The sequence below is a fragment of the Gordonia sp. LMA167 genome (genome assembly GCF_058130025.1).
Genome location: NZ_CM176708.1, coordinates 5,700,971 through 5,726,974, shown reverse-complemented (window position 1 = coordinate 5,726,974; position 26,004 = coordinate 5,700,971). Strand labels below are relative to the sequence as shown.

General features: G+C 66.6%; 26 protein-coding genes. 20 read left to right on the top strand and 6 right to left on the bottom strand.

What is annotated here, in order from left to right; genetic code table 11:
• The first annotated feature begins 27 nt into the window (after positions 1-27).
• The 10 genes from ACVT6V_RS25665 to ACVT6V_RS25620 all read left to right on the top strand — a co-directional run bounded on the left by ACVT6V_RS25665 (position 28) and on the right by ACVT6V_RS25620 (position 11,367).
• Positions 28-576, top strand: a complete 549-nt coding sequence (locus ACVT6V_RS25665; RefSeq protein WP_489896894.1) for a sigma-70 family RNA polymerase sigma factor — start codon at positions 28-30, stop codon at positions 574-576.
• Positions 577-984: 408 nt separating this feature from the next.
• Positions 985-2,304, top strand: coding sequence for an ammonium transporter (locus ACVT6V_RS25660; protein ID WP_489901010.1), 1,320 nt, complete (start codon positions 985-987; stop codon positions 2,302-2,304).
• 81 nt (positions 2,305-2,385) lie between these two features.
• A complete protein-coding gene (locus ACVT6V_RS25655) occupies positions 2,386-3,282 on the top strand; it encodes an exodeoxyribonuclease III (protein WP_489896893.1) in 897 nt (298 codons plus the stop codon).
• 174 nt (positions 3,283-3,456) lie between these two features.
• Positions 3,457-4,089 carry a DUF8020 domain-containing protein gene (locus ACVT6V_RS25650; protein ID WP_489896892.1) on the top strand — a complete coding sequence of 211 codons (633 nt, stop codon included), beginning with the start codon at positions 3,457-3,459 and terminating at the stop codon, positions 4,087-4,089.
• Positions 4,090-4,585: 496 nt separating this feature from the next.
• Positions 4,586-4,957 (top strand): 30S ribosomal protein S12, encoded by a 372-nt coding sequence (gene rpsL, locus ACVT6V_RS25645; RefSeq protein ID WP_489896891.1) that lies wholly within the window; start codon positions 4,586-4,588, stop codon positions 4,955-4,957.
• A gap of 6 nt (positions 4,958-4,963) precedes the next feature.
• Positions 4,964-5,434: a 30S ribosomal protein S7 gene (rpsG, locus tag ACVT6V_RS25640; RefSeq protein ID WP_489896890.1), complete on the top strand. Its 471-nt coding sequence runs from the start codon at positions 4,964-4,966 to the stop codon at positions 5,432-5,434.
• Positions 5,435-5,514: 80 nt separating this feature from the next.
• Positions 5,515-7,620 carry an elongation factor G gene (gene fusA, locus ACVT6V_RS25635; protein ID WP_489896889.1) on the top strand — a complete coding sequence of 702 codons (2,106 nt, stop codon included), beginning with the start codon at positions 5,515-5,517 and terminating at the stop codon, positions 7,618-7,620.
• Positions 7,621-7,738: 118 nt separating this feature from the next.
• Positions 7,739-8,929 carry an elongation factor Tu gene (tuf, locus tag ACVT6V_RS25630; RefSeq protein ID WP_489896888.1) on the top strand — a complete coding sequence of 397 codons (1,191 nt, stop codon included), beginning with the start codon at positions 7,739-7,741 and terminating at the stop codon, positions 8,927-8,929.
• A 430-nt stretch (positions 8,930-9,359) separates the two neighbouring features.
• On the top strand, positions 9,360-10,250 hold the full coding sequence (locus ACVT6V_RS25625) for an alpha/beta hydrolase (RefSeq protein ID WP_489901009.1): 891 nt from the start codon (positions 9,360-9,362) through the stop codon (positions 10,248-10,250).
• Positions 10,251-10,611: 361 nt separating this feature from the next.
• A complete protein-coding gene (locus tag ACVT6V_RS25620; protein WP_489896887.1) occupies positions 10,612-11,367 on the top strand; it encodes an alpha/beta fold hydrolase in 756 nt (251 codons plus the stop codon).
• Positions 11,368-11,427: 60 nt separating this feature from the next.
• On the opposite strand, the gene ACVT6V_RS25615 is transcribed toward ACVT6V_RS25620, so the two are convergent.
• Positions 11,428-12,357, bottom strand: a complete 930-nt coding sequence (locus tag ACVT6V_RS25615) for an oxygenase MpaB family protein (RefSeq protein ID WP_489896886.1) — start codon at positions 12,355-12,357, stop codon at positions 11,428-11,430.
• A 71-nt stretch (positions 12,358-12,428) separates the two neighbouring features.
• Here ACVT6V_RS25615 and ACVT6V_RS25610 point away from each other — a divergent pair, with 71 nt between their 5' ends.
• From ACVT6V_RS25610 to ACVT6V_RS25595, 4 genes are all read left to right on the top strand, one after another.
• Positions 12,429-13,418: an o-succinylbenzoate synthase gene (locus ACVT6V_RS25610; RefSeq protein WP_489896885.1), complete on the top strand. Its 990-nt coding sequence runs from the start codon at positions 12,429-12,431 to the stop codon at positions 13,416-13,418.
• Positions 13,419-13,518: 100 nt separating this feature from the next.
• A complete protein-coding gene (locus tag ACVT6V_RS25605; RefSeq protein WP_489896884.1) occupies positions 13,519-14,856 on the top strand; it encodes a cytochrome P450 in 1,338 nt (445 codons plus the stop codon).
• An 11-nt stretch (positions 14,857-14,867) separates the two neighbouring features.
• The gene (locus tag ACVT6V_RS25600; protein ID WP_489896883.1) at positions 14,868-15,467 is read left to right on the top strand and encodes a TetR/AcrR family transcriptional regulator; all 600 of its coding nucleotides are present in this window, start codon (positions 14,868-14,870) and stop codon (positions 15,465-15,467) included.
• Between the two features lie 507 nt (positions 15,468-15,974).
• Complete coding sequence (locus tag ACVT6V_RS25595) at positions 15,975-16,838, top strand: SDR family oxidoreductase (protein WP_489896882.1); 864 nt, start codon at positions 15,975-15,977, stop codon at positions 16,836-16,838.
• On the opposite strand, the gene ACVT6V_RS25590 is transcribed toward ACVT6V_RS25595, so the two are convergent.
• Both ACVT6V_RS25590 and ACVT6V_RS25585 read right to left on the bottom strand, forming a co-directional pair.
• Positions 16,839-17,723, bottom strand: a complete 885-nt coding sequence (locus ACVT6V_RS25590) for a universal stress protein (protein WP_489896881.1) — start codon at positions 17,721-17,723, stop codon at positions 16,839-16,841.
• A complete protein-coding gene (locus ACVT6V_RS25585; protein ID WP_489896880.1) occupies positions 17,720-19,180 on the bottom strand; it encodes an amino acid permease in 1,461 nt (486 codons plus the stop codon). The genes ACVT6V_RS25590 and ACVT6V_RS25585 overlap by 4 nt, the downstream gene beginning before the upstream one ends.
• Positions 19,181-19,331: 151 nt before the next feature.
• On the opposite strand from ACVT6V_RS25585, the gene ACVT6V_RS25580 reads away from it, so the two are divergent.
• From ACVT6V_RS25580 to ACVT6V_RS25555, 6 genes are all read left to right on the top strand, one after another.
• Positions 19,332-19,910 (top strand): Rv1363c family protein, encoded by a 579-nt coding sequence (locus ACVT6V_RS25580; protein ID WP_489896879.1) that lies wholly within the window; start codon positions 19,332-19,334, stop codon positions 19,908-19,910.
• On the top strand, positions 19,907-20,464 hold the full coding sequence (locus tag ACVT6V_RS25575; protein ID WP_489896878.1) for a hypothetical protein: 558 nt from the start codon (positions 19,907-19,909) through the stop codon (positions 20,462-20,464). The genes ACVT6V_RS25580 and ACVT6V_RS25575 overlap by 4 nt, the downstream gene beginning before the upstream one ends.
• Positions 20,461-21,099 carry a hypothetical protein gene (locus ACVT6V_RS25570; RefSeq protein WP_489896877.1) on the top strand — a complete coding sequence of 213 codons (639 nt, stop codon included), beginning with the start codon at positions 20,461-20,463 and terminating at the stop codon, positions 21,097-21,099. Before ACVT6V_RS25575 ends, ACVT6V_RS25570 begins: the two co-directional genes overlap by 4 nt.
• A complete protein-coding gene (locus tag ACVT6V_RS25565; protein WP_489896876.1) occupies positions 21,096-21,635 on the top strand; it encodes a hypothetical protein in 540 nt (179 codons plus the stop codon). Before ACVT6V_RS25570 ends, ACVT6V_RS25565 begins: the two co-directional genes overlap by 4 nt.
• Before the next feature lie 103 nt (positions 21,636-21,738).
• Complete coding sequence (locus tag ACVT6V_RS25560; protein WP_489896875.1) at positions 21,739-22,953, top strand: NAD(P)/FAD-dependent oxidoreductase; 1,215 nt, start codon at positions 21,739-21,741, stop codon at positions 22,951-22,953.
• The gene (locus ACVT6V_RS25555; RefSeq protein WP_489896874.1) at positions 22,954-23,718 is read left to right on the top strand and encodes a DNA alkylation repair protein; all 765 of its coding nucleotides are present in this window, start codon (positions 22,954-22,956) and stop codon (positions 23,716-23,718) included.
• Positions 23,719-23,729: 11 nt separating this feature from the next.
• Here the strand turns inward: ACVT6V_RS25555 and ACVT6V_RS25550 are convergent, their stop codons facing one another.
• The 3 genes from ACVT6V_RS25550 to mftR all read right to left on the bottom strand — a co-directional run bounded on the left by ACVT6V_RS25550 (position 23,730) and on the right by mftR (position 25,904).
• Positions 23,730-24,101 carry a DoxX family protein gene (locus ACVT6V_RS25550; protein ID WP_489896873.1) on the bottom strand — a complete coding sequence of 124 codons (372 nt, stop codon included), beginning with the start codon at positions 24,099-24,101 and terminating at the stop codon, positions 23,730-23,732.
• 39 nt (positions 24,102-24,140) lie between these two features.
• Positions 24,141-25,196 (bottom strand): 2Fe-2S iron-sulfur cluster-binding protein, encoded by a 1,056-nt coding sequence (locus ACVT6V_RS25545; RefSeq protein ID WP_489896872.1) that lies wholly within the window; start codon positions 25,194-25,196, stop codon positions 24,141-24,143.
• Positions 25,197-25,283: 87 nt separating this feature from the next.
• Positions 25,284-25,904 carry a mycofactocin system transcriptional regulator MftR gene (gene mftR / locus ACVT6V_RS25540; RefSeq protein WP_489896871.1) on the bottom strand — a complete coding sequence of 207 codons (621 nt, stop codon included), beginning with the start codon at positions 25,902-25,904 and terminating at the stop codon, positions 25,284-25,286.
• Positions 25,905-26,004 lie beyond the last annotated feature (100 nt).

The following is a 26,004-nucleotide window of genomic DNA, read 5'->3' as shown; positions in this document are numbered from 1 at the left end:
TGCTCCGGCTGTGGCTACGGTTACCCGGTGACAACGCCTTGCGACGATGCGACTCGGCTCGCGCTGGCCGCGGCGCAGGGCGACCAGCAGGCCCTGGAATCCTTCGTCAAGGCTACGCGGGACGACGTACGGCGGTTTGTGGGGTGTCTGGCGGATCGCCGCGTCGCCGACGATCTGACCCAGGACACCTACCTGCGGGCGTTCCGCTCGATTCCCACGTTCGGTGGCCGGGCGTCCGGACGAACCTGGCTGCTCGCGATCGCACGCCGCGCCGTCGCCGACCACTTTCGCCACGAGTCGTCGCGACCGCGGTTGCAGTTGAAGGCACCCGAATCGATGTCGACGGTCGCGACGCAGAGCGAGCGACACGATGACCGGGTCGAGTTGGAGATGCTGCTCGCCGACCTCGACGAGCGCCGTCGCGAAGCATTTGTGCTGACCCAGGTGCTGGACTTCGCCTATGCCGAGGCCGCCGAGATCTGCGCGTGCCCGATCGGCACCATCCGGTCGCGGGTGGCGCGGGCCCGCGAGGATCTGGTGGCCGCCTATCAGGGGGACCGGCGCAAGGCGGTGTGACCGGCGACAATTCGTCGTCACGGCCCCGATGCGACGCCGGCGGCGGTCTGCACAGTTCACCGCAGCGTCCTGCGAAGCCCGACTCGATCTGCCGGTGGATCGCAGGTCAAGCGACGGTTCTCCGATCGGCCCCGGCGTTGTCCTCGCCCGCGTTCCGGTGACGACCCACCCGGCTGCCGGCGATGTTGTCGGCGGGCCGCTGCGAGGCGGTCCCGCGCCCGACGGCGAGGCATCGTCGGCATCGTGACGCAGACCGATCGCGGCAATTCCGGCAAACCGCGCACGACTCCTCCGCGCCGGCCCGCCCGGCGGTCGGTGCCGCCGATCTGCTCGGTGCCGGCGCCCGGATAGCTGCCGGAGCAGTGGGTGGCGGATCGTACTCTGATGGGCGTGAATTCGTTCCCGACCATGGACGCCCCCGATGCGGCGAACACCGCGTGGATGTTGGCCGCATTCGCACTGGTGCTGTTGATGACCCCGGCTCTCGGCCTGTTCTACGGCGGGATGGTGCGCTCGAAGAGCGTGCTGAACATGATGATGATGTGCTTGTCGGCGGTCCCGATCGTGTGGATCGTCTGGTTGGTGGTGGGCTATTCCATGGCCTTCGGGCCCGATCGCGGAGGTGTGATCGGCGACCCGACGACTTTTGCGGGACTGCGAAACCTGTTCGGCCACTTCGGACCCGGAGGTGCCGACACCAACTCGATGCCGCTCGTCGGCACGATCCCGGCCTTGTTGTTCGTGGCCTTTCAGGCCGGGTTCGCCATGGTCACCGTGGCGCTCATCGCCGGTGCGGTCGCAGACCGGATGAAGTTCACATCCTGGCTGGTCTTCGCTGCGCTGTGGGCGATCCTCGTCTACGTCCCGGTGGCCCACTGGGTGTTCAGTGCGCCGGGACTGACCGCCGAGCACGGCGGCTGGATCGTCGCACATCTGAAGGCCATCGACTTCGCGGGCGGCACCGTCGTCGAGATCAACTCGGGCGCATCCGCGCTCGTGGTCGCCCTGTTGCTCGGTAGGCGGGCGGGATGGCCCAAAGACCCTATGCGTCCACACAATCTGCCCTTCGTGATGCTCGGTGCGGGACTGTTGTGGTTCGGCTGGTTCGGCTTCAACGCCGGGTCGACGCTGGCGGCAAACGGTGCGGCAGCGCTCGTCACCGTGAACACGCTCGGTGCGGGTGCCGTGTCGATGGTCGCGTGGCTCATCGTCGAACGCATCCGCCACGGGCGGCCCACCTCGTTCGGCGCCGCGTCCGGTGTGGTGGCGGGGCTGGTCGCGATCACCCCGTCCTGCTCCTCGGTGACACCGATCGGAGCGCTCGCGATCGGTGCGGTGGCCGGAGCGGTTGCGTCCTACGCCATCGAACTGAAGTTCCGATGGGGCTATGACGATTCGCTGGATGTCGTGGGCGTGCATTTCGTGAGTGGCGTGGTCGGGATGCTGATGATCGGACTGGTGGCCAGCTCGTCGGCCCCCGCGGGAGTCGATGGATTGCTTTACGGCGGCGGCCTGGACCAGCTGTGGCGGCAGGCGGTCGCCGTCGTCGTCGTGCTCGCCTATGCCATGGCGGTGACGGCGATCATCGGCTTCGCCATCAAATACACCATGGGTATGCGGGCGCACCGGCAGCACGAGATGGATGGCATCGACGATGGCCAGCATGCGGAGACGGCCTACGACTTCCACACGCCCCGTGGCGGACGGGTGGATGTCGGCGGGCACTGAACGGAGACCGACGACGCGCTGGCCGCGGGCGGGTGAAGGCACCCCACGGCGGCGGTGAGCTGCCCGGCTACCGTGGACCCCATGCGTGTCGCGACCTGGAACGTGAACTCGGTGAAGCAGCGGATTCCACGTCTGTTGCCGTGGCTCGATCAGCGACAGCCCGATGTCGTCTGCCTGCAGGAGACCAAGCTCTCCGATGATGCCTTCCACGAGGTGCTCGGCGACGATCTGGCCGAGCGCGGTTACGAGATCGCCCATGTGGGGCAGGGACAGTGGAATGGGGTGGCGCTGCTTTCGCGTGTCGGCCTCGACGACGTCCGGCAGGGCTTCGACGAAGCTCCGGGTTTCCCCGAGCCCGACTCGCCGGCGGAGGCGCGGGCGGTGTCGGCGATCTGCGGGGGAGTGCGGATCTACTCGCTGTATGTCCCCAACGGGCGCGAGCCGGATTCCGATCATTACCGCTACAAGCTGGCGTGGCTGTCGCAGCTGCGCGCGGTGGTCGCGGCAGGGGAGGCGGCCGACGCGTCGAGCAACACGATGCTGTGCGGTGACATGAACATCGCGCCCGCGGACGCCGACGTGTTCGACCCCGCCGCCTACATAGGTCACACCCACGTCACCGAGCCCGAGCGCACCGCGCTCGACGATTTCGGGGCGCTCGGCCTGCGTGACGTCGTGCGCGAACGGTGGCCGTCGGAGCGGGTGTTCAGTTACTGGGACTACCGCGCCGGGATGTTCCACAAGGACCTCGGCATGCGCATCGACCTCATCCTCGCCGGTGGTGGGATCGCCGATCGGGTTGCGGCGGCGTGGATCGATCGGCAGGCTCGCAAGGGCACCAAGCCGAGTGATCATGCGCCCGTCATCGTCGACCTCGACACCGCGCCCGACGGCGACATCGGTCCCGTGGTGCCACCGCCGTCGAACCCGGCCAAGCGCGGAGCAGCGAAGGTCAAGTTGCCTCAGTCGACCGAATAGCATTGTCCCTGAGGTGGATTCGGTTGGGGTAGTGAATCGGAAGGACAACCAGGGTGATCTCGGATGCCGGTCGGCGATCCCGAGACTCACGTGTCGGTGTGCCCGGCTAGAGTTCAGCCGTCTCTCAGTATTCCCGCTGAGGGTATTCACGGTTCACATTTGAAGTTGGGGTCAATGAAACACATCCACCGTGTCCTTCTGGCGATCGCCGCGTTCACCGCGGTCGCCCTGGTCATCCCGTCGGCCACTGCGAACGCTGCTCCGGTTCGGTCCTCGGGCTCTCCGTTTGTCACCGCCGGACTCACGGCGAACGGCCAGAGCGTCGTCGCCACACTGGCAGACGCCGTGTTCGTGCCGAACGCGGCGCGCACCGCACTGCAGGTGCGTGATCGGCAGGGGCGTGTCGTCGACGCGATGCCGCTGGCGGGCACGATGGACGGCTTCCGGGTGCCGCTGCGTTGGTCGGTGAGCGCAGACGGGACGAGGGCCGTGTTCACCCCCACCGTCAGCCCGGCGTACCGCGCTCAGCTGGATGTCGCGGCCACCGCCGCCGCCAAGAAGCAGCAGGTGAAGCCCCGTGCCAAGCGGATCACCAAGGCGCAGCGCTACGACATGATGTGGAACGAACTCAACAAGGGTTGGAAGGGCAACACGCCGGTGTCGACGTTGATCGGGGGGCTGATCGGGTTCATCGTGTTCGGCTGGATCGGAGCCGGCATCGGCGCTGCGATCGGTGCCTACCTCGGCTACCAGACATCCAACCCCAAGGCCTGGCCGTCGGTGCTCGCCTGGTGGAACACCCCGTAGCCTCGGCCCCGTCGACACAGGTTGCCGTCCGGCTCGTGAATCGGGCCAGGCGGCAACCTTTTTCGTAGGACGGTCGATCGGGAAGAAACCCGGCGCGGTCGGTGTTGAACCCATCGCGTGTCCACGCGTTGTTCATGTCGCGTCGACTCCCGATTCGGATGCGGGATCCGTTTTTTGACCTGTGCAAACTCGATCGGTAGAGTGGATCGCCGGTGCCCGGCCCATGCTGGGCCAGTCCGCATGCCCGGCGCACCCGGGTTTTTGCGAACTGACAGGCGAGACCGTCGTCGAGCGTTTGACACGCCCGACCTCGGGGTAGCGATAAATGTACTGACCAGCGCTTATGCGCTGGTGGGGCGAGTTGCGGAAGCAGCGAAACCGGAAACGGTTTTCGAGAGCTTGCCCGGAGCACAAACCGCAGCGCAACAACTACAGAGCGTCCGACGCGTCCACAAGACGCCGAGGAACAACTGCCGACAAAGGAAGAACACACCTAGTGCCAACGATCAATCAGCTGGTCCGCAAGGGCCGTCACGACAAGGCTGCCAAGACCAAGACCGCGGCCCTCAAGGGGAGCCCGCAGCGTCGTGGCGTGTGCACGCGCGTCTACACCACCACCCCGAAGAAGCCGAACTCCGCGCTGCGTAAGGTCGCCCGTGTGCGCCTGACCAGTGCCGTCGAGGTCACCGCTTACATCCCGGGTGAGGGTCACAACCTGCAGGAGCACTCGATGGTGCTCGTCCGCGGTGGTCGTGTGAAGGACCTCCCCGGTGTCCGCTACAAGGTCATCCGCGGCTCGCTCGACACCCAGGGTGTCAAGGACCGCAAGCAGGCGCGCAGCCGTTACGGCGCGAAGAAGGGGAACTGATAAGTCATGCCACGTAAAGGACCCGCTGCCAAGCGCCCCCTCATCAACGATCCCGTCTACGGTTCGCCGCTGGTCACCCAGCTGGTCAACAAGATCCTGCTGGACGGCAAGAAGTCGACCGCCGAGCGCATCGTGTACCAGGCCCTCGAACAGGCCCGCGAGAAGACCGGCACCGATCCCGTCGTGACGCTCAAGCGCGCGCTGGACAACGTGAAGCCGACCCTCGAGGTCAAGAGCCGCCGCGTCGGTGGCGCCACCTACCAGGTGCCCGTCGAGGTCAAGCCGAACCGCGCCAACACCCTGGCGCTGCGCTGGCTGGTGACCTTCAGCCGTCAGCGTCGCGAGAAAACCATGGTCGAGCGCCTTGCCAACGAGCTTCTCGATGCCTCCAACGGCCTCGGTGCGTCGGTCAAGCGTCGCGAGGACACCCACAAGATGGCCGAGGCCAACCGGGCGTTCGCGCACTACCGCTGGTGAGAACATGCTCCGCGTGATCGAACCACGGTCACGCGGAGCGCATGCCCTTTGTTCAACAGCAATTCCCGAAGGGAAACCAAGTGGCACAGGAAGTGCTCAGCGACCTGAACAAGGTTCGCAACATCGGCATCATGGCCCACATCGATGCCGGCAAGACGACCGCGACCGAGCGAATCCTCTTCTACACCGGTGTGAACTACAAGATCGGTGAGACCCACGACGGTGCCTCGACCACCGACTGGATGGAGCAGGAGAAGGAGCGGGGGATCACCATCACCTCCGCCGCGGTCACCTGTTTCTGGAACAAGAACCAGATCAACATCATCGACACCCCCGGCCACGTCGACTTCACCGTCGAGGTGGAGCGCAGCCTGCGCGTGCTCGACGGTGCCGTTGCCGTGTTCGACGGCAAGGAAGGTGTCGAGCCGCAGTCCGAGCAGGTCTGGCGGCAGGCCGAGAAGTACGAAGTCCCGCGTATCTGCTTCGTCAACAAGATGGACAAGCTGGGTGCGGACTTCTTCTTCACCGTGCGCACCATCGAGGAGCGTCTCGGCGCGAAGCCGCTGGTGCTGCAGCTCCCGATCGGCGCCGAGGACAACTTCGACGGCGTCGTCGACCTGATCGAGCAGAAGGCGATCACGTGGCGCGGCACCGTGGAGATCGGTGCCGAGCCGACCATCGAGGAGATCCCCGCGGATCTCGTCGACCAGGCCGCCGAATACCGCGAGAAGCTGCTCGAGACCGTCGCCGAGACCGATGAGGCGTTGCTGGAGAAGTACTTCGGCGGCGAGGAACTCACCGTCGAGGAGATCAAGGCTGCCATCCGCAAGCTGACGATCGCGCGCGAGTACTACCCGGTGATCTGTGGTTCGGCGTTCAAGAACAAGGGCGTCCAGCCCATGCTCGATGCGGTCATCGACTACCTGCCGTCGCCGCTCGACGTCCCCTCGGTCGAGGGTCACGCCGTGGGCAACGAGGAGGAAGTCCTCTCCCGCAAGCCGTCGTCGGACGAGCCGTTCTCGGCGCTCGCGTTCAAGATCGCCGCACACCCGTTCTTCGGCAAGCTGACCTTCGTCCGTGTCTACTCGGGCAGGATCAGTGCCGGCACCCAGGTGCTCAACGCCACCAAGGGCAAGAAAGAGCGCATCGGCAAGCTGTTCCAGATGCACGCCAACAAGGAGAACCCGGTCGAGGATGCGACCGCGGGCCACATCTACGCGATGATCGGCCTGAAGGACACCACCACCGGTGACACCTTGTGCGATGCCAGCGCGCCGATCGTGCTGGAGTCGATGAGCTTCCCGGACCCGGTCATCAACGTCTCGATCGAGCCGAAGACCAAGTCCGACCAGGAGAAGCTCGGCACCGCGATCCAGAAGCTGGCCGAAGAGGACCCGACCTTCTCGGTGAAGCTCGACGAGGAGACCGGCCAGACCGTCATCGGCGGTATGGGCGAGCTCCACCTCGACATCCTCGTCGACCGAATGAAGCGCGAGTTCAAGGTCGAGGCGAACGTCGGCAAGCCGCAGGTCGCCTACCGCGAGACCATTCGCAAGACGGTCGAGAAGCACGAGTTCACCCACAAGAAGCAGACCGGTGGCTCCGGCCAGTTCGCCAAGGTCATCATCAAACTCGAGCCCCTCGTGGACGCCGAGGACGGTGCGACCTACGAATTCGCGAACGCTGTCACCGGTGGTCGCGTCCCGCGTGAGTACATCCCGTCCGTGGATGCCGGCGCGCAGGATGCGATGCAGTACGGCGTTCTCGCCGGTTACCCGCTGGTCAATTTGAAGGTCACCCTGCTCGACGGTCAGTACCACGACGTCGACTCCTCGGAAATGGCCTTCAAGATCGCCGGTTCGCAGGCCCTCAAGGAGGCTGCGAAGATGGCGAGCCCGGTCATCCTGGAGCCGATCATGGCCGTCGAGGTCACGACTCCGGAGGACTACATGGGTGACGTGATCGGCGACCTGAACTCCCGCCGTGGCCAGATCCAGGCCATGGAGGAGCGCAGTGGCGCCCGTGTCGTGAAGGCACAGGTTCCGCTGTCGGAGATGTTCGGCTACATCGGAGACCTTCGGTCGAAGACCCAGGGCCGGGCAAACTACTCCATGGTGTTCGACTCGTACGCGGAGGTTCCGTCGAACGTGTCGAAGGAAATCATCGCTAAGGCGACCGGCGAATAAGTCGGTTGTCGCAGCGACCAAGCGCTGGCAACAACCCAGAGCGGGCGCGACAACGTAAGTAACGACTCCTGCTGGGATCCGCCCAGCAGGACAACAACAGTCCAGGAGGACAAACAAAGTGGCGAAGGCGAAGTTCGAGCGGACCAAGCCGCACGTGAACATCGGCACCATCGGTCACGTCGACCACGGCAAGACCACGCTGACCGCGGCCATCACCAAGGTGCTGCACGACAAGTACCCGGATCTCAACCAGAGCTTTGCGTTCGATCAGATCGACAAGGCTCCGGAAGAGAAGGCTCGTGGTATCACGATCAACATCTCGCACGTGGAGTACGAGACCGAGAAGCGTCACTACGCACACGTTGACGCCCCCGGTCACGCTGACTACATCAAGAACATGATCACCGGTGCGGCCCAGATGGACGGCGCGATCCTCGTGGTTGCCGCCACCGACGGCCCGATGCCGCAGACCCGCGAGCACGTGCTGCTGGCCCGCCAGGTCGGTGTGCCCTACATCCTCGTCGCCCTGAACAAGGCCGACATGGTCGACGACGACGAGATCATCGAGCTCGTCGAGATGGAGGTCCGCGAACTGCTGGCCGCCCAGGAGTTCGACGAGGAAGCTCCGGTCGTGAAGGTCTCGGCGCTCAAGGCGCTCGAGGGTGACCCCGAGTGGACCAAGTCCGTCGAGGAGCTCATGGCTGCCGTCGACGAGTCGATCCCGGACCCGGTCCGTGAGACCGACAAGCCGTTCCTCATGCCTGTCGAGGACGTCTTCACCATCACCGGCCGCGGCACCGTGGTCACCGGTCGTGTGGAGCGCGGCGAGGTCAACGTGAACGAGGAAGTCGAGATCGTCGGCATCCGTGACAAGTCCACCAAGACCACCGTCACCGGTATCGAGATGTTCCACAAGCTGCTCGACTCGGCACAGGCAGGCGACAACGCCGGTCTGCTGCTGCGCGGCCTCAAGCGTGAGGACGTCGAGCGTGGTCAGGTCATCGTCAAGCCGGGCACCACGACTCCGCACACGGAGTTCGAGGGCCAGGCTTACATCCTGAGCAAGGACGAGGGGGGACGCCACACCCCGTTCTTCAACAACTACCGTCCGCAGTTCTACTTCCGTACCACCGACGTGACCGGCGTCGTGACCCTCCCCGAGGGCACCGAGATGGTCATGCCGGGCGACAACACCGAGATGAGCGTCAAGCTCATCCAGCCGGTCGCCATGGACGAGGGCCTGCGTTTCGCCATCCGCGAGGGTGGTCGCACCGTCGGTGCGGGTCGAGTCACCAAGATCAACAAGTGAGGTTGTCCTCCTGACGATCTGACTCACTGAGTCGAGAAGGCGCCCGGTCACGAAAGTGGCCGGGCGCCTTTGCTCGTATCGCGCTTCTCCTCGGTATGCGGATGCTCTCGGTTCGCGCGGGTCGGCTCGGTTCGCGGGTCGGCTCGGTTCGCGCGGGTCGGCTGGGGTCGCGCGGGTCGTCGACAACCCGCGTTCTCCCGCGCCGCGCGCGGTATCGAAAGTGACCCGCGCAATCGGATCACTCCAGTAGCTTTAGTGGCACCAGACACTTTGGTAACAGCCCCGTTTCGGTCTGCCGCTGCTCTGGTCACAGCTGTGGCGACCCGGTGACACAACGGATTACGGTACTGCGGTGCCAGTTCTCACCATCCGACCACGCCGGCTGGCGCTGCGTCGTCGAGTCCTCGTCTGCCTACTCGTCGCGGCAACCATCGTCGGCATCGGGTCCGTCGGGGCCGGCACCGCGAATGCTGCGTCCTTGAGCCGCTTCTACGTTGCGGGTTGCGGTATGCCGTCGACGCCGGTGGACATGTGGGTCCGGTGGGGCAACTACAAGACCGTTATCGCCCTCGACGGTCTTCGGGCGACGAATGACATGAGCGGGTGGCGGCATGAGACCCGGATTCAGCGAATCGCCAATTCCGGTGTGAACGTGGTGGAACCGGTCGGCGGGCTCGCGAGCTTCTACACGGACTGGAATGCGGCCAGCCCCGCCAACAAGATCAAGTATCGCTATCGGTGGACCTGCCGGCTGAACACGATCGTCAACGAACTAGACGCCCGCGGACTCGCCGTAGGTCCCCGGTCGAAATACGCGATCATGGGCATCTCGATGGGTGGCAACGCGGCGATGATCTACGGCGCCTACCACCGCAAGCGGATCTCGCACATCTTCTCGATGTCGGGATTTCTGAACCTGTCGGCACCGACGATGCGTGAGGCGGTGCGACTGGCCCTGATCGATGCCGGGATGGAGGCCGGGGTCGGCCCCTTCAGTGCGGACAGCATGTGGGGACCGCCGTGGGACGATCGCTGGATACGCAACGACGCGCTGGCCCAGATCTCACGGATGCGGGGGATGCACATCCGCGTCGGCGCCGCATCAGGCGTGTGGGGTAAGTACAACACCGACGCGATCGGTTCCATCAAGGGCACGCCGCTCGAAGTGGTGTCGCTGGCGCAGACCCGCTCGTTCGAGGTGGCCGCTGCGCTCTCGGGCGTGCGCATCACCACCGACTATCCCGCGGTCGGAACCCACCAGTGGGGCTATTGGCAGGACATGGTGTTCAACGCGAAACGCAGCGGGTGGTTCCGCGACTGAGGCCACCGCGACCCCGGCGCTGAGCGCGCGCCGCCCGCCGACGGAACCCGTAATCGCGCCGATGGAACCCGTAATCGCGCCGACGGAACCCTCGATCGCGCCGATGGAACCCGTAATCGCGCCGACGGAACCCTCGATCGCGCCGACGGAACCCTCGATCGCGCCGACAGAACCCTCGAACGCGCCGACGGAACCCTCGAACGCGCCGACGGAACCCGTAATCGCGCCGACGGAACCCTCGAACGCGCCGACGGAACCCTCGATCGCGCCGACGGAACCCTCGATCGCGCCGACAGAACCCATAATCGCGCCGACGGAACCCGTAATCCCAGCAGATGCGCCACTCATTACCCTCGTACGCATGCGAGTTCTGCATCGACCGACGCCGTCCGGGGACCTCGCGCTCGGTGTCCGGGTCTCTGGTGTCGACCGCGACCGTCCTCCGGTCCTGCTGGTCCACGGGATGGCCGCCGACCACAGCACGTGGCGGGCCTTCGCCGGCGCACTGCGGCGCGACGGCAGGACGGTCGTCTCCGTCGACCTGCGTGGTCACGGGCGCAGCGGCCACGCCGAGACCTACCTCCTCGACGATTTCCGAGACGACCTGCGCTTCGTACTCGACGACCTCGAAATCCCGGTGGCTGACGTGGTCGCGCACTCATTGGGCGCGCACTCGGCACTGCGGCTGGCGATGGACGTCCCCGACAGAGTGCGCCGTCTGGTCCTGGAGGAGATCCCGCCGATGCCCCGCGACCAGCACGACGTCGATGAGGACATCGTCGTCGCCGCCTCGCTCGGTGAGCGGGTTCGAGGACTGGGGTGGGCGGTGCGGAATCCGGTGCCGCTCATCCGCTTCGACCGGCGCGTGGCCACCGAGGTGTCCCCGCAGTTCGCGGTCGCCGATCCGGGGTGGTGGGCGCGGCTGAAGGTGGTGACGGCGCCCACCCTGGTCATCTCCGGTGGCGGGCGGAGCTTTCTCCCGCCGCGGCACCTGCATGCACTGAGCGACGCGATGCCGGACGCGCAGCTCACCGTGATCGACATCGGGCACAGTGTGCACCGTGATCGTGTCGACGACTTCGGTACCGCGGCAGGCGAGTTCCTCCGCGCCACCTGACCGCGACCGGCCCGCACGCCACCAGCCGGGGCGAACCGGCCAGGTCGCGGGCGAGTGCGCTCAGGCGGCCGGTTTGTTGTGGAGCGGACGCGGATCGATGCCGATCTCCTGCCAGGCCCGATACGCCCACGGGACGTAGAGCCACTTCAGTGGGAGCCGGTTGAACACCGGGTTGAGTGCACGCATGGTGGCCGCGAAACGCTGGAAGTGCTTCTCGCGTTTCTCATTCCACTCCAACCCGCAGACGTCGCGCATCTGTTGGGGCACAGTCCCGACGATGACCGTGCGGAGGAAGGCGTTCAATGGTGCCGAGACAACCTTCCAGACGGGTGCGGGCACCCTCTTCGGGCGGGGGAGTCCCTGTCGGATGTAGCCGGTCGCGTAGACGACCGTCTTGTGTGGAACGAAGCGGTTCAACATGTCGTCCCAGTACGCGAGGAACTCCTCATAGGTCTGTGGCTGACTGCGCGCGCTCACCCCGTAGAGCTGATACCAGATCTTGCTCTCTTCGAAGATCTGCACCTTCTCGACATAGCTGAGGCGACGAATGAACGTGTCGGTGATGAAGAGCACCTGATCGACGAATGTGGCGTGCGCCCAATAGAAGAGCTCGGGATTGAGTGCGTGATAGCGCGATCCGTCGCTGATCGTGCCCTTGATGTCGCGATGGAAATCGCGAACCGTGCGACCCCACTTCTGCGGCTCGGTGCTGTAGACGGTCTTCATCACCGGCGGGCCGGTACGCCGCGCGCGCCCGAGGAAGTCGTCGAAGATGACCGAGTGGTCCAGGACGGCCTGCCCGAGTTGTTCGATGCAGTTCTCGGTGCCCGCGAGTCGTTGGAAGCCGAGGATGCCCCGACTGTCCCCGTAGAACTTCCAGACCAGTGAATCGGCGCCCAGGCGGGGCGCGACGTCGGAGGTGTCGACGTCGTCGACGACGACGGGCTCGGCCTCACGGATTGCCCGCTCATAGTCCTGGTTGACTGACATGAGAGGAGACTAACGCAGGTTGGAACGGAATGAAAGATTTGTTTCAACCGAGCTGGGTTGGAGGTGATGTCATGGTGGACAGCCTGCTGCCGCCCGTGGACGAACTGCTCGCTTCGGCGATCACGGTTCGCTTGCCGATGCGGAGCCGGTTCCGCGGGCTCGTCGAACGCGAGACGATGGTGTTCGCCGGCCCGGCGGGGTGGGGAGAGTTCGGCCCCTTCGTCGAGTACGACGACCCCGAGGCCTCGGCCTGGCTTGCCGCGGGGATCGAGGCGGCCTACCAGGGTCCGCCGCCGGCCTGCCGCGACGAGGTCGCGGTGAACGCGACGGTTCCTGCCGTCCCGGCCGACGACGTGGCCGCGATCCTCGCCCGTAACCCCGGTGCGACCACCGCGAAGGTGAAGGTCGCCGAGCGAGGCCAGACGCTGGACGACGACGTTGCCCGTGTGGCTGCCGCTTGCGCCGTGGTGCCGACGGTGCGCATCGACGCCAACGCCGGCTGGACCGTCGACGAAGCGATCCGTGCGATCCGTGCGATCGGCGACGTCGAGTACGTCGAACAGCCATGTGTCACCGTCGAAGAACTTGCCGCGGTGCGCCGGGCCGTGGACGTCCCGATCGCGGCGGACGAGTCGATCCGCAAGGCGGCCGACCCGTATCGGGTGGTCGCCGCCGACGCCGCGGATCTGGCGATCATCAAGGTCGCCCCGCTCGGGGGAATGCGCGCGACGCTGCAGCTGGCCGAGGATCTCGGTCTGCCCGTGGTCGTGTCGTCGGCGCTGGATTCGGCGGTCGGGATCGCCGCGGGCGTCGCGACCGCCGCGGCGCTGCCGTCGCTCGACCACGCGTGCGGCCTGGCCACCGGGACCCTCTTCACCGCCGACGTCGCGGAGCCGTTCGTGCCCGCGGACGGGTCGGTCACCCCGCGGTGGTTCGGACCCGGCGCGATCGATCCGGGCTCGGCCCCGCTCGCCGACTCCGATCGTGATCGCTGGTGGCGCGACCGGGTGCGGCGGTGTCACGCGCTTCTCGCCGAACGGGGCCCTCGGACACGGCCCTAGAAACATTTCCGCTAATCTGTTCCAATAGAACTGATGCGACCGACGTCACACCACGTCCGGAGGTTGCTGATCGAAAATTCACGGTGGCGAGGAGATGGCGATGACAACGGTGTTTGCCCAGGCCCCGGCCGACAGCGGCCTGCTGGAAGTGCCCTGCGCCGAGCGCAACGGGATTCTCGAGATGATGGCGATGCGGCGCGACCCGTTCGCGTTCGGCGACGAGCGGCTCGCGCGTTTCGGTCAGGTGTCCGGACTCAACGCCCTCGGAATCCAGATGGTGATCGCCTCGGGTCCGCGCGCCGCCGATGAGATCCTGATGAATCGCGACAAGGCATTCGCCAACGGCCCGGCGTGGAGCTATTTCATCGGCCCCTTCTTCAACCGCGGCATCATGCTGCTCGACTTCGACGAGCACCGTCATCACCGGCACATCCTGCAGCAGGCCTTCACACCGTCGGTGCTGAAGGGCTACATGCAGGAGATGCAGCCGATGATCGCCGACCGGGTCGAGCGTTTCCCGACCGGGAACGTGAAGATGTTCGAGGAGTTCAAGGCGCTCACGCTCGACGTCGCACTCGAGGTCTTCCTGGGTCTGGAACTGCCGAAGGACGAGGCCGACAAGATCAACAAGGCGTTCATCGACACGGTCCGGGCCGGCGTCGCCTACGTTCGCAAACCCGTCCCGGGGGGACGGTGGTGGAAAGGGCTCCGCGGGCGCAAGGTGCTCGAGGAGTTCTTCCACGAGAACATCGCGGCAAAGCGGGCGCGCGAGACCCCGGACCTCTTCTCGGTGCTGTGTCATGCAGAGAGCGACGAGGGCGACCGCTTCACCGACGAGGACGTCGTCAATCACATGATCTTCGTTCTCATGGCCGCCCATGACACCTCGACCATCACCATGACGCAGATGGCCTACCGCATGGCGAAATCGCCGGAGTGGCAGCGCAAGGCCCACGAGCAGTCGATGGAACTGAACCCGGAGCTCGGATACGACGACCTCAAGTCGCTCTCCGCACTTGACCTCGTCATGAAGGAATCCCTGCGGATGTGTCCGCCGGTGCCGGCGCAGCCGCGCATGGCCATCAAGGACACCTCGGTTCAGGGCTACTACATCCCGAAGGGAAGCTTCGTCTCGGTGCCGCAGATGACCAATCACCGCGACCCCGAGTTCTTCACGAACCCGGACATGTTCGACCCGGAGAGATTCTCGCCCGAGCGGGCCGAGGACAAGGGACACCGGATGGCGTGGACGCCGTTCGGTGGCGGCGTGCACAAGTGCATCGGGCTGTATTTTGGCCAGATGGAGATCAAGACGATCCTGCATCACCTGGTGCGGAACTACGAGTGGTCGGTCCCGGACGACTACCAGGTCCCGATGGACTACAGCTCGCTTCCGGTCCCGAAGGACAAACTGCCCGTGGACCTCCGACGCCGATGACGCCCGCTCCGATGTCATCGACCAAGGCCCCACGCAAGGCGCGCAACACCGCGAGCCCCGAGGATCAGGAACAGGCGATCCTGTCGGCCGCCGAAACCGAGTTCACCGCGGTGGGGGTCCGGCGCGCGAACATGGACGAGGTGGCCGCGCAGGCCGGCGTCAGTCGCAGCACCCTGTATCGCCGCTTCCCGAACAAGGAGGCGCTGCTGCTCGCGGTGGCCAACGACCTCTACGAACGGGGTATGCACCGCCTCATGAACGCGGTCGTCGGACTCGGCCCGGCCGACGCGGTCGTGGAGGCCTTCGCCGAGGGCGCGGTGATGATCTCCGAGGATCCGCTGATGCGCAGGCTGGTCCTCACCGATTCGGAGATGCGGGGAATCACCGCGTCGGTGACGTCCCTGTTCATCGACATGGTGACCGACCGGGTGGCCAACACCCTGCGGGACGCGGGGGCGCAGATGCCCGACGAGGATCTTCACCAGGCGGTGGAACTCCATGTCCGGCTGGTGATCTCCTTCCTGGAGATCCCGGCTTCGGATGAGACGAAGCAGCAACCCGAGGCCGTTCGCCAGTTGGCCGCGAAGTATCTGGCCCCGATGATCTGGTGAGCCGTGTGGGGCCGCCGGCGGGGGCGGGGCCATTCCGGTCCCGCGGGCGTGTGCATTCCGGTCCCTGAGGAGGTCCGGAGCGCTAGCCGGAGGGGCGGGTCCGTTCCGGTCCCTGAGGAGGTCCGGAGCGCTAGCCGGAGGGGCGGGTCCGTTCCGGTCCCTGAGGAGGTCCGGAGCGCTAGCGGAGGGGCGGGTCCGTTCTGGTCCCTGAGGAGGTCCGGAGCGCTAGCGGAGGGCCGTCACGAAGGGCGCCCCTTCGTGACGCTCGCAAGCTCGCTCCTCAGGGAGCGGGAGAGTTCGCAGGCTCGCTCCTCAGGGAGCGGGGGAGCGTCGTGGGGCCCGGTGGCGGGGGCGGCCGTTCCGGTCCCTGAGGAGGTCCGGAGCGCTAGCGGAGGGCCGTCACGAAGGGCGCGCCTTCGTGACGGGGGAGGTTCGCAAGCCCGCACCTCAGAGCCTGCGATGAGGCGGCAGCGCCGAGATTTGTTGTGACCACGAAAGGAACAACCCATGTCAGTCCTTGATCGCCTGCGCCGCGGCGCCGATCCTGAAGAGATCCGATCGGCCCTGCGCGGCAAGGTCATCGCCATCACCGGTGGTGCGCGTGGGATCGGATTCGAAACCGCGACACAGCTGTTCGAGGCCGGAGCGGTGGTAGCGCTCGGCGACATCGACGACGAGGCGGTGGGCAAGGCTGCCGCCGACCTCGGGGTCGAGGGATTCGGGGTCGACGTGACGAACCGCGAATCGTTCACCGCGTTCCTCGACGCCGTCGAAGCCGCGCTCGGGCCGATCGACGTACTCATCAACAATGCCGGCATCATGCCGGTGGGCCACTTCCTCTCCTTCGACGACGCGATGATCCGCCGGACCGTCGACATCGACCTGGTGGGTGTGCTGACCGGCACGCAGCTGGCGGCCCGTCGGATGGTCGAACGCGGTCGCGGCCAGGTCGTCAACATCGCGTCGGTGGCCGGTCGCCTGCCCACACCGGGAATGGCGGTCTACAACGGAGTGAAAGCCGGTGTCATCGAGTTCTCCGAGGCACTCGACGCCGAGTTGAGCGGGTCCGGGGTACGGATCAGCACGGTGCTGCCGACGTTCACTCGGACCGGGCTCATCGACGGACTCAAGACGAACGCCTTCATCCGGGTGAGCGAACCCGAGGACGTCGCCGCCGAGGTGGTGGGCATCATCGCTCGTCCACGTGTCCGGGTGACGGCCCCTCGGTCGATGGCGTGGGTCGCGCTCAATCCCTTGTTCACCCAACGATCCAAGCGCGCGTCGCGTCGGATGACCAAGCTGGACAGCATCTTCCTCGACTTCGACCGCGCCGGCCGCGCCGAGTACGACAAGCGCATCGCCGGACGCTGATCAGCGGGGGAGGATCACCACCGGGACCGACGAGTGCCGGATGATCTTGGTGGCACGCGAACCCAGGAAGACCTGCGACAGAATGCCCTCACGGGTACTGCCGACGAACAGCACCTCGCCGTCGATCCATTCGACGGAGTCGAAGGCCTCCCGGTAGCCGCGCCCCGCGGCGACCACACATTCGGTGTCCGGGGGAAGGCGACCGTCGTTCACCAGCTTCTCCTGAGCCTCGAGCGACTGCTCCTTCCACTGAGCGAGCACGGTGTCCTCGATGCTGAGACCGACCAGCGGGGGATACATCGCGCCGCCCCGGACCGCGAAGGTGACGAGACGCAGTGGGGCGTTCATCCGGTCGGACAACGCTCGGGCCCGATCGACCACCGACACCGATGCCGGATCGGAACCGGCGATCGCGGCGGTGACTCGCTTGAGCCGACCGTCCTTGGGCGAGCGATAGCCGCGAGGACTGATCCCGATCGGTATCGGCGAGCGATGCATGAGCGTGTCGCCGGTCGAGCCGATGACGATCTGACCCAACTGGCCGTCCCCGGTGGAGCTGATCACGATCCCGTCTGCGGACAGCTCCCGAGAGCAGTCGATCAGTGCCGCCGAGGCGGTTCGGTGATCGAGGCGCAGGAATCGCCACGCCAGCTCCGGCGGGTAGATCTGCATGTACTCGGTGATCTCGGCGGCGGCCTTGTCGGCTACCTGATCGGTCCACGTGACGAACTCGGCGTCGATCTTGCCCATCGACGGTGTCGTCCAGGGTTTCGGCACGACGGTCGCGACGACGAGATCGGTGCCGAGCGACTCGGCCATCATCGCGCCCAGCTGCACCCCGCCGAGACCACCCTCGCCCTGGACGTATCCGACCAGAATCGTCACGGCGCCACCTTGTCGGACGCGGTGCCCGGCGCCTGGTTGAGCCTGCTGTGGCGTCGGCCCCACAGGAAGTAGAAGATCAGCGCGACACCGACCCACAGGCCGAAGAAGATGAACGTGACCCAGTGCAGCCCGCTGAGAATCCAGATGCACGCCGCGACCGACAGGACGGGCGTCACCGGATAACCCGGGACCTTGAACGGCCGATCCAGGTGCGGCATCGTCCGGCGCAGGATCAGCACGCCGATGGACACCACGATGAATGCCGCGAGAGTGCCGATCGAGACCAGATCCCAGAGTTTGTCGATCGGGACGAAGCCGCCGAGGATGGCGATCACCGTGCAGACGATGACGGTGTTGTTCACCGGAACCATGGTCGTACGACTGACCTTGGAGAACGCCGACGGCAGCAGGCCGTCGCGGCCCATGGCGAAGAGGATGCGGGTCTGCCCGTAGATCACCACGAGCGTCACCGAGAAGATGGAGATGACCGCGCCGACCGCGATGATGTTGCCCACGATGGTGTTGCCCGTGACGTTGTTGGCCAGCTGCGACAGGCTCGCCTCGTCGTCCGGATTGAATTCGGTCCATGCCTGCGCCCCGATCGACGCCACGGCTGTCAGCAGGTAGATGCTGATGACGATCACGAGCGCGCCGATGATCGCGCGCGGCATGGCCTTCTGTGGGTTGCGCACCTCGTCGCCCGCTGTCGACACCGCGTCGAGTCCGATGAAGGTGAAGAAGATGACGGCCGCCGCCGAGGTCACGCCGGACATCCCCTCGGGCATGAACGGTGAGAAGTGACTCGAGGTGAAGGCCGTCAGGCAGACCGCCCCGAACAGCAGCAGGACGCCGAGCTTGATGAGTACCATCACCGTGTTGACCAGAGCCGACTCGCTCGCCCCGCGGATCAGCAGGAGTCCGCAGAGGAAGATCAGGATGACCGACGGCAAATTGATGATGCCGGGGTCGTCGACGCCCCAGGGTGCCGCGTTCAGCGCGTGCGGGATCTGCCAGTCGAACAGGTTCCCGATCAGTTCGTTGAGGTATTGCCCCCAACCGATCGAGGTGGCGGCGGCCGAGACGCCGTATTCGAGCATGAGACAGGCGCCGATGCCCATCGCGACGACCTCGCCCAGGGTCGCATAGGCGTAGGAGTAGCTCGACCCGGACACGGGCACCGCCGACGCCATCTCCGCATAGCAGATGGCGGCCAGACCGGCCGCGACGCCGGCGATGATGAAGGACAATATGACGGCGGGACCGGCAGAGCTGATCGCCTCCGGGACGACGATGAAGATACCGGTGCCGACCGTTGCGCCCACGCCGAACAGCGTCAGCTGGAACGTCCCGATACTCCGGCTCAGATGGGGGTCGCCGGAAGCATGCCCGGGCGCACCCTCGCCCGTCACCGGTTTGCGTCGGAAGATCGAGTTCGTCGTCGATTGTGGTCGCGTCATCAGCGCCTCCTCGCAGGTAATAGCTGATTCTGCGCGATTTGCCCGGTATTCGCATGGGAATGACGGTGCAGGCGCCGAGGGCCGCCCGCGGGTGCCACTAGGCTGGGGCTGCCGACGGGGAGGTCGGCATCCCCGCGGAGAGGACCCTCGGATGGCCACCGATGCCTTGCTCGATGCCGAACGGGTCGCGCGTGCCGAGCTGCGCCGTGCGATCGACGAGCTCGAGGCCGTGGAAGTCCGTGCGGGGCTGCGACGGCCGTCGCGGGTCGGGTGGCTGATGGCCGTGGCGGCCATCGTCACGGTTGTCGTCGCGGCCGTGGGCGTCACCGTCTGGGTGCGCGCCGACGCCGCCTACACCGACGCCGACTATGAGCAGGCCGCGATTGCCGGCGTCGCACTGCTGCTCAGTCCCGACCATCGTCGGCCGGATCAGGCGCGCCGCATCCTCGATGGCTCCACCGGCGAGTTCCGCGACCAGTTCGCCCAATCGGCGGACAGCTACTCACGCTTCGTCGAGTCGCAGGGCACCGTCGCCCGCGGAACGGTGGACGGCGCCGGAGTGTCGGGCAGATCCGGCGACAAGGCAACGGTACTGGTCGCTGCCAGCGTCGAGTTCCTCCAAGGATCGGAGACGGCCGCGGGCGAGTCGGTACGGCAGTTTCGCCTGCGCGTCCTGATGCAACCCGATGACGGTCGGCTGAAAATGGCGGCGGTGCAGTACCTGCCGTGAAGCGCACCGATCCCGCCCCCGCCCCGGGGAGCCCGCCCGCAGCGAGACCACCGAGAACCACCGATCGGGTGATCCCGGTACGCACGGCAGTCGTCATCACTGTGGTGATCGCGGTCGTGCTGGCGGGACTCGTCGGAGTGCTCGGTCGGCAATGGCGCGCCGCGGCCACCGCTTCGGCCACCGAGCAGAGCCGCACGGAACTTCGCCACGAGGCAGGTGGGATTGTGGCCCAGGTGTTCTCGGTCGACGCCGGCTCCTGGAAGTCCGATCGTGCGCGGGCGCGCGGCCTCGTCGGCGGGGAGTTCGCGGCACGCTATGCGACCGAGTTGACGCGGCCCCCGGCGGCCGGGGCACGCAGCATCACCTGGACACCCGACGTCGTCGGGGTGATCGATGCGGCCCCAGATCGTGGTGACACCCTCATCCGCGCCACCGTGGTGACCACTCCGGCCGCCGCCGACTCGGCGCCGATCACCGAGAAGCGCACGGTCGCAGCGCGATTCACTCGCGACGGCGACAAATGGTTGGTTACGCGGGTGGAGGTGATGTCATGACCGGATCGGGAGGCACTGCGCCGAAGGCGACGACGGATGACTTGTCGGCGGCGCGTCGTCGGGTGGACGCGGCGACCCGGAACGCGCGATCGGCGCGTATCGCCGCCGCGGCCCCACTGCGCGACCGGGCGCGTCGGCGCACCCGGAGGTTCCTGATCGCCATCGGCGCGATCGCTGTGCTCGCACTCGTCGTCGCCGGCGGAGCGATCGCGCTGTGGGTGCACAACCGCGGTGAGCAGGCCCGGTCGAACGCGGCCACCGCTGCACTGGACGCATCCCGCGCCGCGGTCACCACACTGCTGACCGCCGATCCCGCCGATCCCCAGGGCTACCTGAAGCGGGCGCTGGCCGTGACCACCGGCGCACAACGCGATCGGCTCCAGACCGCGGGCGACGCTCTGACGCAGGCCGTCGGCGCTCTGGACTCGCCGAGTACCGGGGAGGTGCTGTCGGCCGGGCTCGTCACCGACCCGCCCTCCGCGGATGCCGGCGCCGAGGCGACGGTGCTGCTGGTGGCCGAGGCCACCGACCCGCAGCTCGTCGGCGGAGACGTCCGGGACCGTCGGGTGACCGTCGAGGTGACCATGACCCGAACAGATTCGGCGTGGCTGATCAGTCAGGCGGGCCAGGCATGACCGCACGTGCCCACCTGCCCCGGCGTCGACGTCGCCGGGCCGTCGTACTCGGCGTGATCGCGATCCTCGCGGCGGTGGTGGCCGTCGCTGCCTTCGTGACCGCCGCACGTGCGCGGCCGGTGCCCGACGAGTCGCAGCGCGACGCGCTGCTGACGGCAACCCGCGACGCCGTCACCGCGCTCATGACCTTTGCGCCCGCCGACGGCCCCGCCGACCGCGCCGCGGTGGCCACACACCTGGCCCCTCCGCTGCTGCAGACCTATCGCAGTCAGGGGCCCGACGCGGTGCTCGCCGGCGCTGTCGAGACCGGTGCGACGATGTCGGTGCGGGTGGTCGGCGTCGGCGTGAACACCTACGCCGATGACCAGGCCCAGGTCCTCGTGTTCGCCGATCCGACGATCCGGGTCCAGGGTGTGACAGATCCCGAAGAACGGAACGGGGAAAGGACCCCTACCGCTCGATGGGCCACCATGCGTAATGTCGATGGTCATTGGCGACTCGCCGACCTCGACATGGTCGGCGACGTCACCCGGTGAGGGGGATGCATCCAGCGCGTCCCCGGGTCGGCCATCGGCGGCCGGCAGCCGCAGTCGGGCACGTGCCCGCACCGCGGAACGATGCGTCAGGGAGGCATGGGAGATGAGCGGGTCAGCCGCGGGTGTGGTCGTGGTCGGTGCGGGTCTGGGCGGAATCCGCGTAGCGGAGAGCCTGCGGTCCAATGACTATGCGGGTCCGATCACGTTGGTGGGAGCCGAAGTGCACCCACCCTATGATCGACCGCCATTGTCGAAGTCGGTGTTGTTGGGCAAGGACGATCGCGTCGACCTGAAACCCGCCGACTACTTCGGTGACGCGTCGGTCGACCTTCGTGTCGGCGAGCGGGTGTGCGCGATCGCGCCCGACGACCACACGGTCACCGTCGAACGACTCGACGATCCGGGAAACCGGGAGACGTTGCGTTACGACGCATTGGTCCTGGCCACAGGTCTGGCACCCCGATCGCTGCCCGGCACCGAGGATGTGGCCGGGGTCCACGTCCTGCGCACCATCGACGACGCATTGGCGCTGCGCGGTGAGATCGAACAGGCGTCGGCGGCGGTCGTGGTCGGCGCGGGGTTCATCGGCTGCGAGGTGGCCGCCAGCCTCACCCAGCGCGGTCTCGCGGTGACACTGGTCGAGCCGGCCCCGACACCGCTCGCGGCCGCCCTGGGCACCGAGATCGGCGAGCTGATCACCCGGATGCATGTCGCGAACGGAGTCGACGTCCGGACGGGGATCGGAGTCGACGAGATCCGCACGGACGGTGGCCGGGTCAGCGGCGTCGTGCTGGCCGACGGAACCGAACTCGCCGCCGACATCGTGGTCGTCGGGATCGGCTCGACCCCGGTGATCGATTACCTGGACGGCTCCGGGATCGCCCTGGCCCCACGCGAATCCGGGGGTGGCGTCGCCTGCGACGAGTACGGCGCCACCTCGGCCCCGGACGTGTACGCGCTCGGCGACGTCGCGAACTGGCGGACCGAGACAGGCGGAACCCGACGCGTCGAACACTGGACGCACACCGTCGAACAGGCCACGGTCGTCGCACATCGGATCGCCCAGACTGATGCGATGATCCCCGCCGCACCGCCATACTTCTGGAGCGACCAATACGGTCTCAAGATCCAGGTACTCGGCCGGCCGGAGGCCACCGACGACCTGCATCTGGTGGACGACGACGGGACGAAGTTCCTCGCCTACTACAGCCGGGACGGTTATCTCACCGGTGTCGTCGGCGCGGGCAAGGTCGGCGCGGTCATGAAGACGAGGCCGAAGTTGCTCACCAGAACCCCGATCGCCGACGTCGTCGGCTGAATGGGCGCAGGCGCGTCGGACGGAGCAGGGTCTCCCGGGGTGGGGGAGGCGACTGTCGGACAGATCGTGGCCGCCGTCGCCGAGCACGCCGACCCGGTTCGCGCCGCCGGATCGGCACGGTTCTTCAAGACCGGCCCCGGTGAATACGGCGAAGGCGACGAGTTCATCGGCGTCACCGTGCCTCGATTACGTAAGGTCGCCAAGCGATTTCGCGGTGTCGAACCCGACGTGATTCGTGAGCTGCTGGAGTCGTCGATCCACGAGCACCGCTTGATTGCGCTGTTCCTGTTGCGCGGCGAGTTCGAACGGTCGACCGATGATGCGTCACGTGTCGACTGGGTGAGCCTCTACCGCCGCGCCCTGTTCGCCGGTCAGGTGGACAACTGGGATCTCATCGACTCATCTGCCGACCCGATCCTCGGTGCATGGCTGGTCCGACTCGACGATCACGGCCCGCTCGTCGAACTCGCCTCCGCCGACGATCTGTGGATTCGCCGAGCCGGGATCGTCGGTACGTTCGCGTTTCTCAAGCATGGCATCGCGGACGCGACGCTCGCCGTCGTACCGCGCGTCGTCGACGATCGCCGCGATCTGATCCAGAAGGCCACCGGGTGGATGCTGCGGGAGATGGGCAAACGTGTCGGCCGGGACATCCTCACCGACTATCTCGGTGCGCACGCGCCCGAGATGGGCCGTACCGCACTGAGTTACGCGATCGAGCACCTCGACGCCGAGGAACGGGCGTACTTCCGGTCGCTCCGCTGAGGAATCAGGTCTCAGCTCGGTGAGGACCGAAAGACCTTGATGGCCGCCCAGATCATCGGGAACTGCAGGGGCAGACGTCCGATCGCCACGGCGCGCATGGCCGCGGGCTTGTCCTTCCACAGCCGCACCATGTTGAGGTTCGCGGGATAGACGGCGACGAACAGCGCGGCAGCCAGTGCGGCCGACACACGACGAGTACGCGGGACCAGCAGGCCGGCACCGATCGCGACCTCGGCGACACCGGAAGCGTAGGTGAGGGTCCGGGGATCGGCCGGGATCTCCTCCGGGATGATCGCGTCGAACTGCTTGGGCGCCACGAAATGCAGTGTGCCGATGGACAACAACATGCCCGCGAGTAGCCGGGACAATCGAACCGGAGACATGAACCACCCCATTTGTCGTCGTGAACGGTCGGCTCGTCGTCAGAACTCGATCTTCAGCGAATCCGAAGTCGGGTGGGCCTGGCAACCGAGGATGTAGCCGTCGGCGATGTCCTCGGGATCGAGCGCGCCGGTGTTCTCCATCTCGACCGTACCGTCTGTCAGGGTGCAGGCGCAGGAACCACACTCGCCTTCCTGGCACGAATACGGCGCGTCCAGGCCGGCGGCGAGCATGATGTCGATCAGTGATCGCTTGCGCGGCCAGCGTAGTGTGTGGGTCTCGCCGTCGAGTTCCACCTCGACCGAGGCTGCTTCGGCCTCCTCGGCCTCGCTGACCTCGTCGAGCTCGACGTCGGCGAACGGATCCCCCGACAGGGAGTTGTACACCTCGGTGTGCACGTTGTGATGCGGGAATCCGGCTCCGGCAAGGCCTTTGTGGACGGCATCCATGAATGGTCCCGGCCCGCAGAGATAGGCCGTGTGGTCGGCGAGGGAGCGGAACGTGGTGGCGAGTACGCGGTCGTCGGGCAGGCCCTGGAGGGACTCGAGCCAATGGATGACGGTGAGGCGGTCGGCATGAGCACGCTGCAGGTCGCGCAGTTCGTCGGCGAAGATCACGTCGTCGACGCCGCGGTTGGCGTAGAAGAAGGTGATCGGGGCGGTTCCACCGTGCAGTGCGGCCTTCAGAATCGACATCACCGGTGTCACACCGCTGCCGGCCGCGATCAGCAGCAGCTTCGTGTCGAGATCTTTGGGTGTGAAGACGCCGGAGGGCGGCAGGACCTCGATCTTCGAGCCGGGGGTGAGGTTGTCGCAGACCCAGTTGGAGCCATACCCGTCCACGGTCCGCTTCACGGTGACCTTCGGCAGTCGATCGGTCCGCGGCGCCGACGCGAGCGAGTAGCAGCGGGCCACCGAGCCGGTCTGGTCGCTGGGGATGCGCAGGGTCAGGAACTGTCCGGGCCGGTACTCGGTGAACGGCTCGCGGTGTGAGTCGGGCACCTCGAAGACGATGGAGCGCGCGTCGGCGGTCTCGTCGATGACGTCGGCAACGGTAAGGATCACGCTGCGCGAGCCATGTGGTGTCAGCTCTGTCATCTCGTACCTCTCACGATCGTCCCCGTCGGTGCTGGTCAGGGCAAAATTAGAACACGTTCTACTTGAGTCTACCGCAGCCCCGCCCGATCACGGCAGGGCGCCGACTCCCTCCGCAAGGGTACGGCTTCCCGCCAGGATGAGGGCTTCGAGGTCTGCGTCGGGATGGGAGAGCCACTGGTCGTAGGCCGCGAGTGCCGTGCCGAGGCACATCCAGGCGATCGTCTGGGGCAGGTGGTCATGTTCGTCCAGGCCGAGACGGTGAGCGCAGAACTCCGCGATGACCTGACGCCATTCCGCGTACATGAGCATCGAATGGGCCTGCAGGGCAGGGACGCCGAGTAGCAGCGACATGCGTCGACGGTGGCCGGCCAGTTCGGTCGGCGGAACCGTGTTGAAGGAGATGAGGGCGCGACGAAGCGCTTCGGCGATGGGGAGCTCCGACGGGATGTCGGCGAGCAGTGTGCGCATGTCGGCGAGGTGGGAGTCGAAGTCGCCCCACGCGATCGCATTCTTCGACGGGTAGTAGCGGAAGAGCGTTCGGCGCGCGATCCCGGCCGCATCCGCGACGTCCTCGACGCTGGTCTCGTCGAAGCCCTTGGCGGTGAACAGATCGATCGCCACGGCACTGATCTCCGCGCGTGACGTCACCGGCCTGCGGCCCAGCTGGCCGGGTCGATGCACCGAGGGTGCCGAGTCCGGTTGGCTCATCTTCACCTGTCCATCTGATCAGTTTTGGCTGGGGGCTGTTTTTATGCACCGAGTGCCATTATAGTATCCGGTGATCCGCATCACTACCGAGAGAATATGG

Coding starts and splice junctions, on each gene's coding strand:
- mftR (WP_489896871.1), bottom strand. CDS start 25,904: ATGAGCCAACCGGACTCGGCACCCTCGGTGCATCGACCCGGCCAGCTG.
- ACVT6V_RS25555 (WP_489896874.1), top strand. CDS start 22,954: ATGGGCGCAGGCGCGTCGGACGGAGCAGGGTCTCCCGGGGTGGGGGAG.
- ACVT6V_RS25580 (WP_489896879.1), top strand. CDS start 19,332: ATGGCCACCGATGCCTTGCTCGATGCCGAACGGGTCGCGCGTGCCGAG.
- ACVT6V_RS25585 (WP_489896880.1), bottom strand. CDS start 19,180: ATGACGCGACCACAATCGACGACGAACTCGATCTTCCGACGCAAACCG.
- ACVT6V_RS25605 (WP_489896884.1), top strand. CDS start 13,519: ATGACAACGGTGTTTGCCCAGGCCCCGGCCGACAGCGGCCTGCTGGAA.
- ACVT6V_RS25550 (WP_489896873.1), bottom strand. CDS start 24,101: ATGTCTCCGGTTCGATTGTCCCGGCTACTCGCGGGCATGTTGTTGTCC.
- ACVT6V_RS25655 (WP_489896893.1), top strand. CDS start 2,386: ATGCGTGTCGCGACCTGGAACGTGAACTCGGTGAAGCAGCGGATTCCA.
- ACVT6V_RS25615 (WP_489896886.1), bottom strand. CDS start 12,357: ATGTCAGTCAACCAGGACTATGAGCGGGCAATCCGTGAGGCCGAGCCC.
- rpsG (WP_489896890.1), top strand. CDS start 4,964: ATGCCACGTAAAGGACCCGCTGCCAAGCGCCCCCTCATCAACGATCCC.
- ACVT6V_RS25595 (WP_489896882.1), top strand. CDS start 15,975: ATGTCAGTCCTTGATCGCCTGCGCCGCGGCGCCGATCCTGAAGAGATC.
- ACVT6V_RS25620 (WP_489896887.1), top strand. CDS start 10,612: ATGCGAGTTCTGCATCGACCGACGCCGTCCGGGGACCTCGCGCTCGGT.
- ACVT6V_RS25565 (WP_489896876.1), top strand. CDS start 21,096: ATGACCGCACGTGCCCACCTGCCCCGGCGTCGACGTCGCCGGGCCGTC.
- ACVT6V_RS25600 (WP_489896883.1), top strand. CDS start 14,868: ATGTCATCGACCAAGGCCCCACGCAAGGCGCGCAACACCGCGAGCCCC.
- ACVT6V_RS25545 (WP_489896872.1), bottom strand. CDS start 25,196: ATGACAGAGCTGACACCACATGGCTCGCGCAGCGTGATCCTTACCGTT.
- ACVT6V_RS25650 (WP_489896892.1), top strand. CDS start 3,457: ATGAAACACATCCACCGTGTCCTTCTGGCGATCGCCGCGTTCACCGCG.
- ACVT6V_RS25610 (WP_489896885.1), top strand. CDS start 12,429: ATGGTGGACAGCCTGCTGCCGCCCGTGGACGAACTGCTCGCTTCGGCG.
- ACVT6V_RS25660 (WP_489901010.1), top strand. CDS start 985: ATGGACGCCCCCGATGCGGCGAACACCGCGTGGATGTTGGCCGCATTC.
- ACVT6V_RS25560 (WP_489896875.1), top strand. CDS start 21,739: ATGAGCGGGTCAGCCGCGGGTGTGGTCGTGGTCGGTGCGGGTCTGGGC.
- ACVT6V_RS25570 (WP_489896877.1), top strand. CDS start 20,461: ATGACCGGATCGGGAGGCACTGCGCCGAAGGCGACGACGGATGACTTG.